At 58.8% G+C, this 14,839-nt stretch carries 12 protein-coding genes and 2 pseudogenes; 8 read left to right on the top strand and 6 right to left on the bottom strand.

Features of this window, described 5'->3' with window-relative positions; translation table 11 throughout:
• Positions 1 to 318 precede the first annotated feature (318 nt).
• The 3 genes from M3O59_RS20505 (at position 319) to M3O59_RS20495 (ending at position 5,244) form a co-directional block, all read left to right on the top strand.
• Positions 319 to 1,284: a hypothetical protein gene (locus M3O59_RS20505; RefSeq protein ID WP_116906518.1), complete on the top strand. Its 966-nt coding sequence runs from the start codon at positions 319 to 321 to the stop codon at positions 1,282 to 1,284.
• Entirely contained in the window at positions 1,284 to 3,950 is a 2,667-nt protein-coding gene (gene plsB, locus M3O59_RS20500) for a glycerol-3-phosphate 1-O-acyltransferase PlsB (RefSeq protein WP_116906517.1), read from the top strand. The genes M3O59_RS20505 and plsB overlap by 1 nt, the downstream gene beginning before the upstream one ends.
• Before the next feature lie 313 nt (positions 3,951 to 4,263).
• Positions 4,264 to 5,244, top strand: coding sequence for a zinc-binding dehydrogenase (locus M3O59_RS20495; protein WP_116906516.1), 981 nt, complete (start codon positions 4,264 to 4,266; stop codon positions 5,242 to 5,244).
• Between the two features lie 268 nt (positions 5,245 to 5,512).
• On the opposite strand, the gene M3O59_RS20490 is transcribed toward M3O59_RS20495, so the two are convergent.
• Positions 5,513 to 5,716 carry a YdcH family protein gene (locus M3O59_RS20490; RefSeq protein ID WP_042828019.1) on the bottom strand — a complete coding sequence of 68 codons (204 nt, stop codon included), beginning with the start codon at positions 5,714 to 5,716 and terminating at the stop codon, positions 5,513 to 5,515.
• 159 nt (positions 5,717 to 5,875) lie between these two features.
• On the opposite strand from M3O59_RS20490, the gene M3O59_RS20485 reads away from it, so the two are divergent.
• Positions 5,876 to 6,448 (top strand): hypothetical protein, encoded by a 573-nt coding sequence (locus tag M3O59_RS20485; RefSeq protein WP_116906515.1) that lies wholly within the window; start codon positions 5,876 to 5,878, stop codon positions 6,446 to 6,448.
• Between the two features lie 110 nt (positions 6,449 to 6,558).
• Complete coding sequence (locus tag M3O59_RS20480; RefSeq protein WP_373418986.1) at positions 6,559 to 8,001, top strand: P-loop ATPase, Sll1717 family; 1,443 nt, start codon at positions 6,559 to 6,561, stop codon at positions 7,999 to 8,001.
• Between the two features lie 309 nt (positions 8,002 to 8,310).
• Here the strand turns inward: M3O59_RS20480 and M3O59_RS20475 are convergent, their stop codons facing one another.
• The 3 genes from M3O59_RS20475 to M3O59_RS20465 all read right to left on the bottom strand — a co-directional run bounded on the left by M3O59_RS20475 (position 8,311) and on the right by M3O59_RS20465 (position 11,167).
• Positions 8,311 to 10,119, bottom strand: coding sequence for an XVIPCD domain-containing protein (locus tag M3O59_RS20475; RefSeq protein WP_116906530.1), 1,809 nt, complete (start codon positions 10,117 to 10,119; stop codon positions 8,311 to 8,313).
• A 5-nt stretch (positions 10,120 to 10,124) separates the two neighbouring features.
• On the bottom strand, positions 10,125 to 10,634 hold the full coding sequence (locus tag M3O59_RS20470; RefSeq protein ID WP_116906513.1) for a hypothetical protein: 510 nt from the start codon (positions 10,632 to 10,634) through the stop codon (positions 10,125 to 10,127).
• A gap of 278 nt (positions 10,635 to 10,912) precedes the next feature.
• A complete protein-coding gene (locus M3O59_RS20465; RefSeq protein WP_116906512.1) occupies positions 10,913 to 11,167 on the bottom strand; it encodes an XAC0095 family protein in 255 nt (84 codons plus the stop codon).
• A 522-nt stretch (positions 11,168 to 11,689) separates the two neighbouring features.
• On the opposite strand from M3O59_RS20465, the pseudogene M3O59_RS20460 reads away from it, so the two are divergent.
• The 3 genes and pseudogenes from M3O59_RS20460 to M3O59_RS20450 form a co-directional block, all read left to right on the top strand.
• A pseudogene (locus M3O59_RS20460) lies at positions 11,690 to 11,809 on the top strand (ribonuclease E inhibitor RraB); the annotation flags it as partial.
• Positions 11,810 to 11,853: 44 nt separating this feature from the next.
• Positions 11,854 to 12,617 (top strand): IS5 family transposase gene (locus M3O59_RS20455; protein WP_116906511.1). Its coding sequence is split into 2 segments (ribosomal slippage): positions 11,854 to 12,169 and positions 12,169 to 12,617, totalling 765 coding nucleotides; the frame shifts between segments, so codons are not numbered across the junction.
• A 5-nt stretch (positions 12,618 to 12,622) separates the two neighbouring features.
• A pseudogene (locus M3O59_RS20450) lies at positions 12,623 to 12,859 on the top strand (ribonuclease E inhibitor RraB); the annotation flags it as partial.
• Between the two features lie 68 nt (positions 12,860 to 12,927).
• Here M3O59_RS20450 and M3O59_RS20445 read toward each other — a convergent pair.
• Together M3O59_RS20445 and M3O59_RS20440 are read right to left on the bottom strand one after the other, a co-directional pair.
• Complete coding sequence (locus M3O59_RS20445; RefSeq protein ID WP_116906811.1) at positions 12,928 to 13,461, bottom strand: lipocalin family protein; 534 nt, start codon at positions 13,459 to 13,461, stop codon at positions 12,928 to 12,930.
• 343 nt (positions 13,462 to 13,804) lie between these two features.
• Positions 13,805 to 14,839 carry a glycoside hydrolase family 43 protein gene (locus M3O59_RS20440; RefSeq protein WP_116906809.1) on the bottom strand — a complete coding sequence of 345 codons (1,035 nt, stop codon included), beginning with the start codon at positions 14,837 to 14,839 and terminating at the stop codon, positions 13,805 to 13,807.

Genomic DNA, 14,839 nt, shown 5'->3' with positions numbered 1-14,839 from the left:
CATGAATGACATCGGCCCCATCCGATGGCGCCCCCCAAGCGAGATGCAGCGCACGCTAGCAGGAACTGCAAGCGCTTACATGATGCGTCGCAGCATAGTGCCAAACGCTGGCGGCGCAAGGGCTGCAACCCGAGCGCTGGACAAGTTTGTCCAGATAAGACATCGGCAGTCAATGTCGGACACTGGTCGACAACGTGCAAGGAACTACGAAAACGTAACATCTGCCGACCATACCCTGGCGCACGGTTCGGCTGCGCCTTGCCGCCAATGCATTCAGACAGCAAGATGCGCCGATCGATCAGGGGGAACATCGTGCGCATGTCGCTACCTACCGTCCGCGCAGGGCGGTTTCAGTCCGTCGCGTGGCTGCTGCTGGCCGCGCTATGCGTGAGCGGCTGCCAGCGCAACGAGACCGCAGCTGCATTGCCCGGCGCCAAGGCCGAGCCGGCCGCGGCGATGCAGTCGATGACCCTGCCGCTGCGGCGCAACGATCTGGTGGCGTATGCGCGAATCCGGGTGACGCCTGCGCAATTCACCCAGCTGGAGGCGGCCTGGCGCAGCGGTGCCAGCCGCTGGCCGCTGACCGAACTGCCGCTGCCCAATGAAGTGGGCGCGCTGCTGGGGTCGTTGTCGGCGCCCGACGCCGAACGCCGCCTGCAGCAGGCCTTCGATGCGCAGCTGGCCGGCCAGGCACAGGGCATCGCCCAGGCCGCGCAATCGCTGGGCCAGTTCGGCGTGCAGTACCTGCGCAGCCGCAACGACTACCAGCCCGAGCAGCGCGCACATTACGTGCAGCTGGTCGACGCGCTGAGCGCCTGGGCCGCCACCGCGCCGCTGGCCGACCGCCCGCGCGCCAAGGCCAGCATCGCCGACCTGGTCGCCGCCGCCCGCGCCACCGGCATCACCGCCGATGCCGACCTGCAGCGGCTGGGCATGGAAGAAAGCCTGCGCCGGCTCGGGCCGTTCTGGGAAACCTGCAAGAAGGTGCTGGCGCGTTACGGCCTGTCGATCGACAGCAGCCTGGATGCGCTGCGCACCGGCTTGATCAGGCAGGACGCCGACACCGCCCAGGTCCGGCTGCGCTATCCGCTGGCCGCGCACGACATCGATCTGAGCGTTGCGCTGATCAAGCGCGATGGCCACTGGTACCAGCTGCAGACCCAGAACGACGTGCAGGCGCTGCTCGACGGCATCCAGGCCGCGCCCCTACCCGGAGCCACTGCAGCGCCCGACACCGCAGCGGCCACGCCTGCCGACACCGGGCAACGCCCGGCTGGGCGATAATGACGGTGATGCCAGAACAGAATCCCCTGCCGTTCCCGGACGGCCAGCCCGCTCCGCCCAGCGCTGCCGCCGACACCGGTGCCACGACGGCGGCACTGCCGCTTGCCCAGCCGGTGCCGCCGGAGGTTGCGCCATCGATCGCGCCCGCCGTCGCCGCTGCACGCAGCGCCAAACGCCCCTGGTGGGCGCGTCTGCTCGGCCGCCTGGCCGACCCGTGGCTGAGCCTGACCATCGAACCGGACCAACCGGGTCGTTACGACGACGGCCGCCCGGTGGTGTATGTGCTGGAAGACTACGGCCTGTCCAACGCGTTGATTCTGGACAAGGCCTGCCGCGAAGTCGGCCTGCCGTCGCCGCTGGTGCCGTTGCCGGGCGACCCGCTGGAACGCAAGCGCGCCTATCTGGCGTTGTCGCGCCGGAGCAGCAGCAATTCGCTGATCCCCGAGCAGCGCGGCGGCAAGACCCATTCCGACTCGCTGGCCAAGCTGCTGCAGGCGCACCGCGTGCGCGACGACCTGGACGTGCATCTGGTGCCGGTGTCGATCTTCGTCGGCCGTGCGCCGGACAAGCAGAGCGGCTGGTTCGCGGTGCTGTTCTCTGAAAACTGGGCGCTGGTCGGCCGCTTCCGTCGCCTGCTCTCGGTGCTGCTCAATGGCCGCACCACCATCGTGCGGTTCGCCCCGCCGATCTCGCTGCGCCAGACCATGGCCGAAGGGCTGCCGCCCGAGCGCACCTTGCGCAAGCTGCAGCGCGTGTTGCGCACCCATTTCCGGCGCATTCGCGAGGCGGTGATCGGGCCGGATCTGTCCACCCGCCGCTTGCTGGTGGACCAGGTGCTGGCGGCCGACTCGGTGCGCGAGGCCATCGCCACCCAGGCCCGGCGCGACAGCAGCAAGCCGGTCGATGCCTGGCGCAAGGCGCATGCCTATGCCTGGGAAATCGCCGCCGACTACTCCAGCCCGGTGGTGCGCTCGGCCAGCTTCCTGCTCACCCACGTGTGGAACCGCATCTACGCCGGCGTGCTGGTGCATCACCTGGACAAGCTCAAACAGGCCGCGCCCGGGCATGAAGTGGTGTATGTGCCCAGCCACCGCAGCCACATGGATTACCTGCTGCTGAGCTACCTGTTGTACGAACGCGGCATCGTGCCGCCGCATATCGTGGCCGGCATCAATCTCAATCTGCCGGTGGTCGGCACGCTGCTGCGCAAGGGCGGTGCGTTCTTCATCCGCCGCTCGATCAAGGGCAACGCGCTGTATTCGGCAGTGCTCAGCGAATACGTCGCGCAGCTGGTGGCCGGCGGGTATTCGATCGAATACTTCGTCGAAGGCGGGCGTTCGCGCACCGGGCGGTTGCTGCAGCCCAAGGGCGGCATGATCGCCATGACGCTGCGCGCCTACCTGCGCCAGCCGCGCAAGCCGGTGCTGTTCCAGCCGGTGTACATCGGCTACGAAAAGCTGATGGAAGGCAACAGCTACCTGGACGAGCTCACCGGCCGGCCCAAGGAAAAGGAATCCATCTGGGGCCTGCTGTGGTCGATTCCCAAGGTGCTCAAACAGAACTACGGCCAGGTGGTGGTGAACTTCGGCGAGCCGATCGCGCTCAACGACGTGCTGGCCAAGCACGCCCCGGATTGGGACGGCCAGCCACTGCCCGAAGACGAAAAGCCCAGCTGGCTGGCACCGGCGGTGGACACGCTGTCCACCCAGATCCAGACCCGGATCAACTGCGCCGCCGACGTCAACCCGATCAACCTGCTGGCGCTGGCGCTGCTGTCCACGCCCAAGCACGCGATGGGCGAGGCCGACCTGATCGCACAGATCGAGTTGTGCAAGAAGCTGCTGGCCGAAATGCCGTATTCGGACCGCGTCACCGTCACCCCGCACACCCCGGCGCGCATCATCACCCACGCCGAAGAGATCAACGTGCTCACGCGCGTGTCGCATCCGCTGGGCGATGTGCTCAGCGTCAGCGGCGACACCGCGGTGTTGCTGAGCTACTTCCGCAACAACGTGCTGCACCTGTTTACCGCCTCCTCGTGGGTGGCGTGCTGTTTCCAGAACAACCGCCGCATGAGCCGCGCCGGCCTGTTGCGGCTGGGCCGCACGGTGTACCCGTTCCTGCAGGCCGAGTTGTTCCTGCCGTGGAGCGAAGACCGCTTTGCCGAGCGCATCGAACAGACCATCGACATGTTCGTGCGCGAAGGCCTGCTGCTCAACGTCACCGACGACGACGGCGGCATCCTGGCGCGCAACACCGGGCAAACCGATGAAGTGTTCCGTCTGCGTGCGATCGGCCATTCGCTGCAGCAGGCCTTCGAGCGCTATTACATCGCCATCTCGGTGCTGGTGAAGAATGGCCCCGGCGTGCTCGGTGCCGGCGAACTGGAAAGCCTGTGCCAACAGGCCGCACAGCGTCTGAGCCTGTTGTACGCACCGGCCGCGCCGGAATTCTTCGACAAGACGCTGTTCCGCAGCTTCATCCAGAAACTGCGCGAGCTGCGTCTGGTGTGGCCGGACGAGAACAGCAAGCTGATGTTCGACGACCGACTGGATGCCTGGGCGAAAGATGCCAAGTTCATCCTTGGCCGCGAGCTGCGCCACACCATCGAGCGGGTGAGCCCTGAAGCGGCAAAGCCGGATGTGGTGTCGCCGCCGGCTGAGTAAGCGGCGGTGCAACCGCCATCGTCTCCCTGCCGCACCTGAGGGTGGGCCAATGGCAGGGCACGTAGGTAGGCGCAGACGCGCAAGGCGCTTCCCTTCTCCCTTCGGGAAAAGGTGCCCGAAGGGCGGATGAGGGTCGGCCAGCACGCAAATCCTCCAGCGCTGCAGACCAACGTCACTGCTCGCGCACGCCAACAGCTTCACACAGCAGTTCCGTTCGTTTCATCCCTCCCTTGCAGCCCTGCCGATAGCATCGCGCCACCTTTCACAACGATCGGGCGCGTCGCAGCAAGAGCGTGCCCGGCAGGAGACCTCCATGCGCGCAGCCATCCACACCCAGTTCGGCGACCCGGCCAAGGTGCTCGAACTCGCAGAACGCCCCACACCGCAACCAGGCAAGGGACAGGTCCGCATCGCGATGCGCCGCTCGCCGATCCACAACCACGACCTGTGGACGGTGCGCGGCAATTACGGCTACAAGCCCGAGCTGCCCGCCATCGGCGGCAGCGAAGCGGCCGGCGTGATCGACGCACTCGGCGAAGGCGTTGAAGGTCTGCAGGTTGGTCAGCGCGTGGTCGCGGCCGGCGTGCACGAAAGCTGGGCGGAGTTCTTTCTGGCCGATGCAACCGGCGTTGTCCCGCTGCCCGACGCACTAGACGACGATCGCGGCTGCCAGCTGATCGCCATGCCGCTCAGCGCCCTGATGCTGATCGAATCCCTGCACGTCGAAAAAGGCAACTGGATCGTGCAGAACACCGCCAACGGCGCGGTCGGCAAGACCGTGGCCATGCTCGCCGCCGCACGCGGCATCAACGTGATCAATCTGGTGCGCCGCGATGCCGGCGTGGACGAGTTGAAGGCACTGGGCATCGGCAACGCGATTTCCACCGCGCAAACAGGCTGGCAGGACAATGTACGCGCGCTGGTCGGCGACGCACCGATCGTGCGTGCTATCGATTCGGTCGCCGGCAAGGCGGCAGGCGATCTGTTGGGCCTGCTTGCCGAAGGTGGCGAACTGGTCTCGTTCGGCTCGATGACCGGTGAGCCCCTGGAGATCTCCAGCGGCGATGTGATCTTCAAGCAGGCCACGGTGCGCGGCTTCTGGGGCAGCAAGGTCATGCAGGCCACCAAACCCGAAGACAAGCGCCGCATGATCGGCGAATTGCTCAAGGCCGCCGTCGACGGCAGCCTGGCCTTGCCAGTGGAAGCGGTGTTCGACCTGGAAGATGCCGCAAAAGCGGCAGCCGCAAGCGCCGAACCGGGCCGCCGCGGCAAGATCCTGCTGCGCGCAGGCTGAAGACAGGAGCGCAGGCCGCTCAAGCGCGCTTGCGCCAAAAAGGCAGGGAGACAAAAGCCTTCTCCCGAGCGGGAGATCGCAGATCAGAGCCCCTCTCCCCTCGGGAGAGGGGTTGGGGTGAGGGTACGGCCCAATCAACCAACCCGACACGCCCCGACCCAAACAGACGGCCCCGACAAACCAAGCCGCCACATCACCCCGTAATCGAACCACCCATCACCGCGCTAAAGACCCATCAGCGCAAATCCAAACCGCCGCGCGCCTCAGTTCACGCCGGTTCGTCGGGCACCAGTTCCATCTCCAACCGCGTAATGCAGTCCTTGAGATGCAGCTTGCGCTTCTTCAAGCGTTTCATCTGCAACTCGTCCTCCACGTTCGCAGGCACGCGCTGAATCTCCTCGTCCAACGCGCGATGGGCGCGTCGCAACTCGGCGATCTGCTCGGTGATCTCGGCGGGTGAGAGAGTTTCCACGGCTCCGAGCATACACAACCACGGGCCGGCCGCGTCACCCGGGGCGCTTGCCAACCCGCCCAAGGCTGCGACAATGCCAGCGCGCCCCCGGGGAAACGGCGGCGCGCCTCATCCCATCATTGCCGCGCGGCCACGGCCGTCGAGAAAGGAGTCTTTACGATGCGTTTGCAGTCTTCCCTGCTGGCCCTGGGCCTGCTCACCGCCGCCAACCTGGCCAACGCCGCCGACGTTGCCAAGTACGACGGCTTTTTGTGCTGCAACCTGCGCACCGACGGCAGCTGGATCAGCGACAGCAACTACGCCGAAGACGGCAAGCGCGTGCTGCCCGTCGGCACCCCGGTCAGCGTCACCGGCTTTGGCCGCAACCGCGTCAACCTCAAGATCGCCGGCGAAAAGCAGTCCATCGGCAACGATTACAGCCGCGACCTGGACAACACCGCCTTCGCCGCCCGCTACGTTGTCACCGCCGACCCCAAACTCAAGCTCGCCACCTTCCCGCCCAAGATCCGCCAGGCCATCGTGGACGGCAAGCTCACCGGTGGCATGACCCGCGAGCAGGTGCTGATGGCGGTCGGCTACCCGATCAGCAGCGAAAACCCCAACCTGGAAGCCTCGCTGTGGCGCTACTGGCGCGACAGCTTCTCCGAGTACCAGGTGCAGTTCGGCCCCAGCGGCAAGCTGGTCAAGGTGACGGCGGATCCGCAGTTGATGAACCTGATCTGGGTGCAGTGAGAGCAAGTTCTTAAGGGCTCTCGCATGCACACCTGAATTCGAAATTTCCAATTGAAATTCAGGCATTTAATTAGTGGCGAAAAAGGATCTCTAAATTGCTAAATCTTGACTTGTCTGACGAAAGTATATTTGGCAACGAAGCCGGTGAGGACGAAGATCAGTTTCGATTAAACGAACATTTTGTTAATCATGAAGTGTTTAATTCTTTTTTCGATAAGAGCAAGAATATATCTGTCGTGAGTGCCCGCAAAGGGATGGGGAAGTCTGCGCTAATATCGCAACTAAGGCATAGACTTGAATTCGATGCTTTGTATGATGATCCAATAATTGTCACAGCTAAAGGAAACGATCTGCTGGGCCTAGGGGATTTTTCAAAAAAAGATCAGGCATATTTTGAAAATTACTGGAAACAAATCATCTGTAAGAAAATAATTCTGGAAATAGGAAGTAGAATTGAAATTGCCCTAACCAGCGACGAGATGTCGATGGTTGAATTGGCAGAATTGGATGGCCTGAAGTCAAAAAATCTAGTGGGTAGTCTGGTTTCGCGAGTTCTCGGGAAAATACCTCTTCTAAATTTTGAAAAGAAGGACTCTATCCCTGAAAATTGTGAAGCACTTTTGAAAAATTTCCAATCGAAATACGAGAATCACGTCGTGTGGGTTTTGGTTGACGATATTGATGCTAAATTCCAGAACAATGCTGAATATCAAGCACGGGTTGGATCATTTTTCAGCGCGATCAGAGGGCTTGCATTTGAACAAAAAAACATTCGCATTAGAGCCACTGTGCGGAGTGATGTATGGTCGTGTCTTCGGCATCTCGAAGATTTAGATAAGCTTGATCAGTATTTAATTGAGATATTTTGGAATAAGGCCTACATGCGAGAAATGCTTGTAAGAAAAATTCTCTCTTATGTTAAGAGGAAAAATCCGGAGTCTCCAGAGGCGAAGTACCAGATATCAAGAGACTATAATAAAATTCTTGATCTCGTATTTATTTCCCCGATTGAATGGGGAGGAGATAGAGATGCTAAGCTATTCGATGCAATTAGCACATTCTCCAATAGGAGGCCTCGTTGGATGGTGCAGCTGTGTCGGATGTCTGCGTCAAAAGCGAGAGAGATGAGGAAAAGAAAGATTAATTTTGATCACATTGATTATGTGCTAGAGGATTTTGGTAAAAAAAGACGCGATGATTTGATAAAAGAGCATGGGCATCAATTTAAAGAGCTTGAGGCTCTAATCGATGCGTTTCGCGCCGCCGATCGAGAATTTAAACACCAGGATATTAATAATTTAATAAATGAAAACTATATCAGGGGTCGGATTTCGACCGATATTCCCTCAATAGATGGTTCAAGATATGTGGACGCAGAAGACCTTGGGCACTTTTTATATAAACTAAATTTGGTTTCACGCGTCCATCCGGACGGTAAGAAATTTACACATTTCTCCGACGATCCCGACTTGTATAGATCAAACGAAAATAGGGCGGGCCGCATTACATGGGCAATACACCCTGCATACCGCACCTTTCTTAAGATTCGATAGAATGGTATGGCGGACGACCCAATTTTATCGAGTGTAATAAATGCGGCTTTGGGTTATTTCTAGAGAAATAGCTTAAGATCAAGAAATAGCCGCTGGACTCTAGAGCAGAACCTGATTAATCTTAGTACTCAGCGGCCCTGCAGCTATAAGCCCGCAGACGAGACCAGTCCTCCTTACCCTTTCACGGGCAGCGCTGTTGGTGTTGCTGACTTATAGGCTGGCCCGACGTTTCTCAGTCAGGAGGCCTATGTCCACGCAGAGAGAAGCATGCCGGCGCTGGAGCCGGGGCACCGGCTGATCGGGTACTTCTTACATCGAGCGGATTTGTGCCGTTTGTGCCTGCAAAGCCTCTTGTTGTTGAGCTTGCATTACTTCCTGCGCTTTTGTTTCTTGGATTACTTCTACTTGTGCCATACGCTGATCCGCAGGAACAGAAAGCGCTTCCTGCGTAGGCATGTGCGCTCGATGCGCAGCGGGATCTGGGGACTGGTGGCCCTCTCGCCACATGTGGAGAATTTCGCCGCCAGCCATTTTTTCGGTTGGCGAATTAAATGCAAATTTCAGATCGTCTTTTGCTGTAAAGCCCTTTTCTGCAGCCATCAGCATCAAACTTGCGCTTAGGCGGTCGCTATTCTCATCCCATGATTTCCCTGCTTGTTGATCAAGTCCGCGAACGCCACTACGGATCTTCTCCAACAGCTCATTGTCTGGTCTCCCTGTCTTGTAGGGAACGTTGAGTGCCGGCTGTTGAGGGTCGATGTCGGGAGTCGGGCTGATGTGCTGGTGCGATCCTTTTGTGTGTTGCAACAGCCCGCGGGTCGGCGGATTGCTGCTGGTGTCCCAATAGATCTGCGGTGTAGCGGTGGTGCCCGTGGGCAGCGTGATTCCGTTGTGTTCTAGAAGTTCTTCCTTGAAGCGCAAGCGTTGCATATCAAGCTGCATTTGCGGAGCAACCCCACCCACTGGATGCGCATACGCCCTATCGAATGCAATAGCACGGCTGACGGCACCGGCTCCATAGTAGTTGGGATAGTCCGAGTCACCGTGGAATCCAATGCCTGTTGTCTGATTTTGCGGAAGTCCTGGCGTGCCTTTGGGCTGTTTGTCGAAGTAGTAGGTCGCTTGTGCAGATACATTCTGAGGCGTCATGGGCAGTGAGCCGTCCTGATTGAACGTAATCCCTTGCCGCGCCTGCGTCTGCGTTCTGTTGCTCGGATTGGCTTCAACAAAGTCATCCAAACGGCCGTTTCCGAGACGTCTCATTGCATTCAAATCGACGGCTGGGTTGATTTGCCGCTCCCGATCAATCAATGCGTTCCAACCTGAAATCTGAGCTTTGGCCTCATCGTCGCGCGCACTTTTAACTAGATTCTCTACGGGTAGCGTGTAATCGTTGACCGGATTATTATCTTTTGCAATCGCTTTCACTGCGGAATCAAATTGGTTGTATGAGTTGGCCATGCTTACTTGATTGAAGGCATGCTGCGTCTCATGACCAAGAACAAATGTTAGATCAATAGCGTTGAATTTATTGAATTGACTTTGGGTTTGCCCGACCGTGGCTGGTGGAATGCTCATGGTTTTACTGGTTGGGTTGAACGTCCCCCCTGCTACTGTGCCGCCGAGAGGAGCGAAATTTTCCAGCAGCATGCGTTTTTGGGGGTCGCTGCTGTCAATGGTCGTAACAGCTCGCTTCATCTCGTTCGCCAGCGTCGGCGAACTGTTGATTGTCGCCTGCAGGTTGGTGACCATATCTTGCGTTACAGGCTGGCTTTGTTGGTTTGCATCCATATACGAACTATTGGCGAAACGCATACCCATCTCTTGCAGCCGGAGCGAACCGCGCAAGCTCGCCGTCGGTGCGGATCCTGGATCAAGCGTCGGGAGAGTGACGATTCCGGATGCCTTATCGTAGGAGCCTGTCAGCGGTTCGGAACCGCCAACGCCTGGCTCGAATGCTCTCAGATGACCCCTGGCTGCTTCTTGATTGAGCCTCTGTGTAAGGTCTGGATCGGCCGCAACCGTTGCCCGTAGCTGCGCTTCCTGATCGGGAGTTACATCCGGTCGATTTGCAAATCGAGTCAAAGCGGATTGCAGTTGAGCGTTTGGAACGGCCATGACCATTACTCCTCAATCTTGTGAAGACTGATCGACTTAACGCAGCTGACACTTGCTTGTTGAGGTTCAGGGGAGGCTGGGTGCCATGGATTGATCTGGGCACGTATATTTTTGCGTGAGTACTGAAAAGACAGAATCCATCCAAATTCGTTATAGAGTCCCAGCTCGGCTTTGAATCCAGCATCTTTCAACGCTCTATCATATTGCTCGAAGGCTAGCTCGCAAGGAGGAGTGGTTGAAGGAGGGATGCTACTCGGTGGTAAAAGTTCCAGAGTGACATTGGAGTACTGCGTAAATTTCTTGTCGAAGTTATACGTGATGCCGTATCCTGAATAAGGAGCTGTTTGATCGAGCGTATAAAACCCAGAATTTTCACCTGCACTCTTGGTGAATGGAACTTCTAGATACTTCTCAAGAAGTAATGGCGATAATTCATCAAAACTTTCGACATTTTCTATTAAAGAGAAGAGACGGTCCAGCAGGGCTTGGGGTGTCAGCTCAGTGTGTGTGGTCATGTCTCTTCCTCGAGGTTCTTCAGCCGAAGGTTTGGCAGTTGCACAAGACGTTGCCAAGCAGATAAGTGCTACGACTACCACTAGATTTGCCTTGAATTTCACTTCGCATGCTCCCTTCATTTGCCAAGTGCACAGCTGAAAAGTTCTGTTGCCTGACGATGTACAGGGACTTAGTGCATTTTCCTGTCAAATTTCTTATAGCTTGTAAAAGCAGCATCAGGTCGCCGGGTTCATGGCCGCAGCGATTACCACTGTTGATTCAAGTTATATGCATGCTATTACGAAGCATGCGGCTCTGTCATGTCGCCAGGCGCCTTGGTCTGGGTCAGCACATCATCCAATTGCTCAGCCAACAGATCGAAGCAAAACGCCAGAGCATCCAGTGACACGGGAGGCTTACTGATGCCTGAGGTGTTCGACGTGCAATGGGGACATGCCAACGCTGCCAAAAAGCGTAGATGATCACGCGTTTGCAGCAACCGAAGCTGCGCGCCTTCCGGCAGCAGGTAATACCCGAACAGAGACTGCTCCATGCTTACTCCTCCGGAACAGGCTCCCGCCGCACGATGCGGCGGGATGCCGGGAGGTTAGCAACCGCAAACAGACGGCGGGCTTATTTCCCTTGCGGGTGTTGTATTCGCCGCCCTCCCGGCGTGGAGACGCCGAGCATGTGCCCGAACATCAGGCACAAAAAACCACCGCTTGACGGGGGTGGTACCGCTGTTTGCGGAGTTGCTACGCTCCGTGGAGGAGTGTGCTACCGATGCATGGATGAGTCAAGACGTAGGCTTAGAATCCTCGCGCGCTTTCGGTTATCAATGACATGTCGCAGAGATGTAGAAATTAACATGCAGGCGTTTCAGCCCAGCCGGATACATTAATAACTTCACTACGACAGCTAGTGAGGCAGGAAATGGTGCGATCGCCGGAAATATGGTGAGCTTGAAGAGCATTCTGACACCAGTTGGTCTCAGGGCTGCAGTTAATGACCAGCGCAACACGACCACACGTTATAATTTTCTGTCGGCCAGTCGGTCATCAAATAACGAAGTGCCATGCAACGAAACCCGGAGCTGTATCCCAAAGACGATAACGGCGAGACCCTCTGGCATATCGCTCAGCAGGGCGTGGATCTTTCCAGGCCACGTGAGATTGCGTTTTCCGTGGTGTTCCCTAGAGCCTGTTAACACTAATGATCTGAGCGGTTAAACTATTGCGCATGGAAATCACACCCGCACAATTTTCTCTCATCGAACAGTGTCTGCCGAGGCAGCGCGGCAATGTCGGCATGACCAACCTGCAAGTGGTCAATGCCATCCTTTATGTTGCCGAGCATGGCTGCAAATGGCGCGGCCTGCCCAAGCGCTTTGGCAATTGGCACACGGTGTACACACGCATGAACCGTTGGGCCAAGGCAGGTGTGCTGGACCGGATGTTCGCTGAACTGCAGAAGTCCCAAATCGTGCGCATCAAAATCGAGGCGGTCTCGCTGGACTCCACCAGCATCAAGGTGCATCCGGATGGGACTGGTGCGTTAAAAAAAACGGCCCACAATCTATCGGTAAATCGCGCGGCGGATGGAATACCAAGATTCATATGGTTGCCGCAGATGCTCGAACAGCGATCACGTTCGGATTGACGCCTGGCAACGCCCATGACGCACCTGCGGGCCGCACGTTGCTTGAACACCTTGGGCCTGTGGAGCGACCGATTCATTTGTTGATGGATCGTGCTTACGAAGGCAATGAGACGCGCCAACTAGCGCTTGATCTTGGCTACGTCCCGGTGGTCCCGCCAAAAGCCAATCGGGTCGAGCCCTGGGAGTACGACCGAGAAATGTACAAGCGGCGCAACGAAGTGGAGAGGCTGTTTCGTCGCTTGAAGGGCTACCGCCGGATTTTCTCGCGCTTCGAAAAGCTGGATGTCATGTTCCTCGGATTCTTAAGCTTCATCCTTGTCGTTGATGGACTTCGGATGTGTTAACAGGCCCTAGCAAGGAGTCTGCGCTGAAATTTTCGGTGACGATGCTGCGCTTCGAGCAAAAGGTGCGTTGCTGCCATTACCCGGAAAACACGGCGTTTCCGATGGACGTGACGGTGTATCCAACCATGATCCCGTCGCACAAGGCGATTTCGGCGTTCGAGGAAGAGTTGGACCTGGAGGCCAAGCCGTTGGGAGGCTTGAATGACGGCTGGGAATTCTCCGTGGATGACAAGGACGCCTGACGCAGTCGGTGTGCGAGAGCCTGCGATGCAGTCACTGCATCGCTGGGCTCGTCGCACCTTTTACCGCATCATCGCTGCGACTGCGGTACACGCCGCAGCTGTGACACGTCGTAGCCCATTGCGGCGATACGTTGAACTGCCTGCTGATAGTCGGCATCGGAGACCTGCGGGGTACGCGCCATGTACCAGACGTAGTCGCGCTTGCTGCGTGCCACGATGGTCTGTGTATAGCCTGGATCCAACCAAGCGATCACGTACTCGGCCTTGAACGGCCAGAGGAACTGCATGCTCCACAGCGCGCCATTGCCGTCCTTTGCAACCTGGCCGACTGGATGCATGGACTTGAGCGGCGCCTGGAAGCTGCCCTTGCGGAAGGTGAAGGTGGTCTGGATGCGGCCGTCCGGCCGCAGCGCATAGCTCTCCACCGCGTCATAGGCCTTGCGCTCCGGCCGGGTGGGAATGTGTGCGATCACATACCAGTCGCCCATGAAGCGTGGCACGTCGACGCTATCTGCGCGGGGCAGGGCGGAGCGCGCTTCGCTGCCGCTTGCACTCCCCCAGACCGCGAGCGTCAGCAACAGCAGCATCGAACGACGTCGCATGGCAATCTCCAACTCAAGGGCAGGTGCATGCACCTACGTAGTTGCGATGCGTCCGGATGCAACCTCATGCGCTGCAGTACCGGCTTCGGCGCAACATGCAGTCGTTGGCAGCGGCATGACGGTCGCGCTCGCCACATCACGGTAGCGTTGAAGCGCCCCGAGGCACGCGTTGCGCATGCCACGAAATGCTCGCTCAATGAGCCGTTTGCGCTAGGTCTGATGCGTCGCAGTGAGATCACGATGTGCCTTGAAACCGCAGCGGTGACACGACGTGTCGTTCAATGCCAGCGGGCGAGCGATGACGGGCTTGATGCAACCCGGCAGGCAGTTGCCCAAGGGTGCCTCACCAAGGCGACACCGCATCGGCCCCATATGGATAAATCGTCGCGATCTTGCCATCGGCGTCGTGCGCCAGCGGTGCCATCTTGATGCTGCGCAGATGCGTCTGGCCCTGCGACAGGCTGGCGTCGTGATAGAACAGATACCACTGGCCGTCAAAGGCGCAGATGGAGTGATGCGTGGTCCAGCCGACCACCGGTGCGAGCAGCACGCCTTGGTAGACGAAGGGGCCATAGGGTGAATCGCTGGTGGCGTAGCAGATGCGGTGGGTGTCGCCGGTGGAATACGACAGGTAGTAGCGGCCGGCGTGGCGATGGACCCAGGGGCCTTCGAAGAAGCGGCGGGCGTGGTCGTCGGCGCGGAGCGGGGCGCCGCGTTCGTCGAGGATGACGATCTCGCGGGTGGGCTCGGCCAGTTCGGTCATGCTGTCACGGAGACGCGCCACGCGTGGGCCGAGTGCGGGCGCGTCGCCCACCGGTTCCTGATGCGTATCTGCGTAAGCGTTGTTGCGGTAGTGCTGCAGCTGGCCGCCCCAGATGCCGCCGAAATACAGGTAATGCGTGCCATCGTCGTCGGCGAACACGGCCGGGTCGATCGAGTAGGTGCCGTCGATCGGTTCGGGTTCGGCGACGAACGGGCCTTGCGGCTGGTCGCCTACCGCAACGCCGATCTGGAAGATGCCGTCGGCGCGTTTGGCCGGGAAATACAGGTAGGTCTTGCCGTTGCGTTGCGCCGCATCCGGTGCCCACATCTGGCGCTGTGCCCAAGGCACGTCGCGTACGTGCAGGACCTGCCCCAGGTCTTCCACAGGCGCATCGGGATGCGCCATGCGAAAGACGTGGTAGTCGGCCATGTCGAAATGCGAGCCGTCGTCGCTGAAGGCCACGCCGGCATCGATGTCGTGCGAGGGATAGATGTACAACGCGCCGTCGAACACATGTACGGACGGGTCGGCGGTGTAGAGGTGGGTGACCAGCGGTGCGGAAATGGCGGTGCGCGTCAGCGCCTGCAATGCAGCGGCTTCCAGTTCATCGGACAT

The organism is Xanthomonas nasturtii (assembly GCF_023337365.3).
In the GTDB taxonomy this organism is placed as follows: domain Bacteria; phylum Pseudomonadota; class Gammaproteobacteria; order Xanthomonadales; family Xanthomonadaceae; genus Xanthomonas; species Xanthomonas nasturtii.
Note: the sequence above shows the minus strand (reverse complement) of the source record. Positions and strands in the feature narration are given on the sequence as shown.

Coding starts and splice junctions, on each gene's coding strand:
- M3O59_RS20505 (WP_116906518.1), top strand. CDS start 319: ATGTCGCTACCTACCGTCCGCGCAGGGCGGTTTCAGTCCGTCGCGTGG.
- plsB (WP_116906517.1), top strand. CDS start 1,284: ATGACGGTGATGCCAGAACAGAATCCCCTGCCGTTCCCGGACGGCCAG.
- M3O59_RS20495 (WP_116906516.1), top strand. CDS start 4,264: ATGCGCGCAGCCATCCACACCCAGTTCGGCGACCCGGCCAAGGTGCTC.
- M3O59_RS20485 (WP_116906515.1), top strand. CDS start 5,876: ATGCGTTTGCAGTCTTCCCTGCTGGCCCTGGGCCTGCTCACCGCCGCC.
- M3O59_RS20475 (WP_116906530.1), bottom strand. CDS start 10,119: ATGGCCGTTCCAAACGCTCAACTGCAATCCGCTTTGACTCGATTTGCA.
- M3O59_RS20470 (WP_116906513.1), bottom strand. CDS start 10,634: ATGACCACACACACTGAGCTGACACCCCAAGCCCTGCTGGACCGTCTC.
- M3O59_RS20465 (WP_116906512.1), bottom strand. CDS start 11,167: ATGGAGCAGTCTCTGTTCGGGTATTACCTGCTGCCGGAAGGCGCGCAG.
- M3O59_RS20445 (WP_116906811.1), bottom strand. CDS start 13,461: ATGCGACGTCGTTCGATGCTGCTGTTGCTGACGCTCGCGGTCTGGGGG.
- M3O59_RS20440 (WP_116906809.1), bottom strand. CDS start 14,839: ATGTCCGATGAACTGGAAGCCGCTGCATTGCAGGCGCTGACGCGCACC.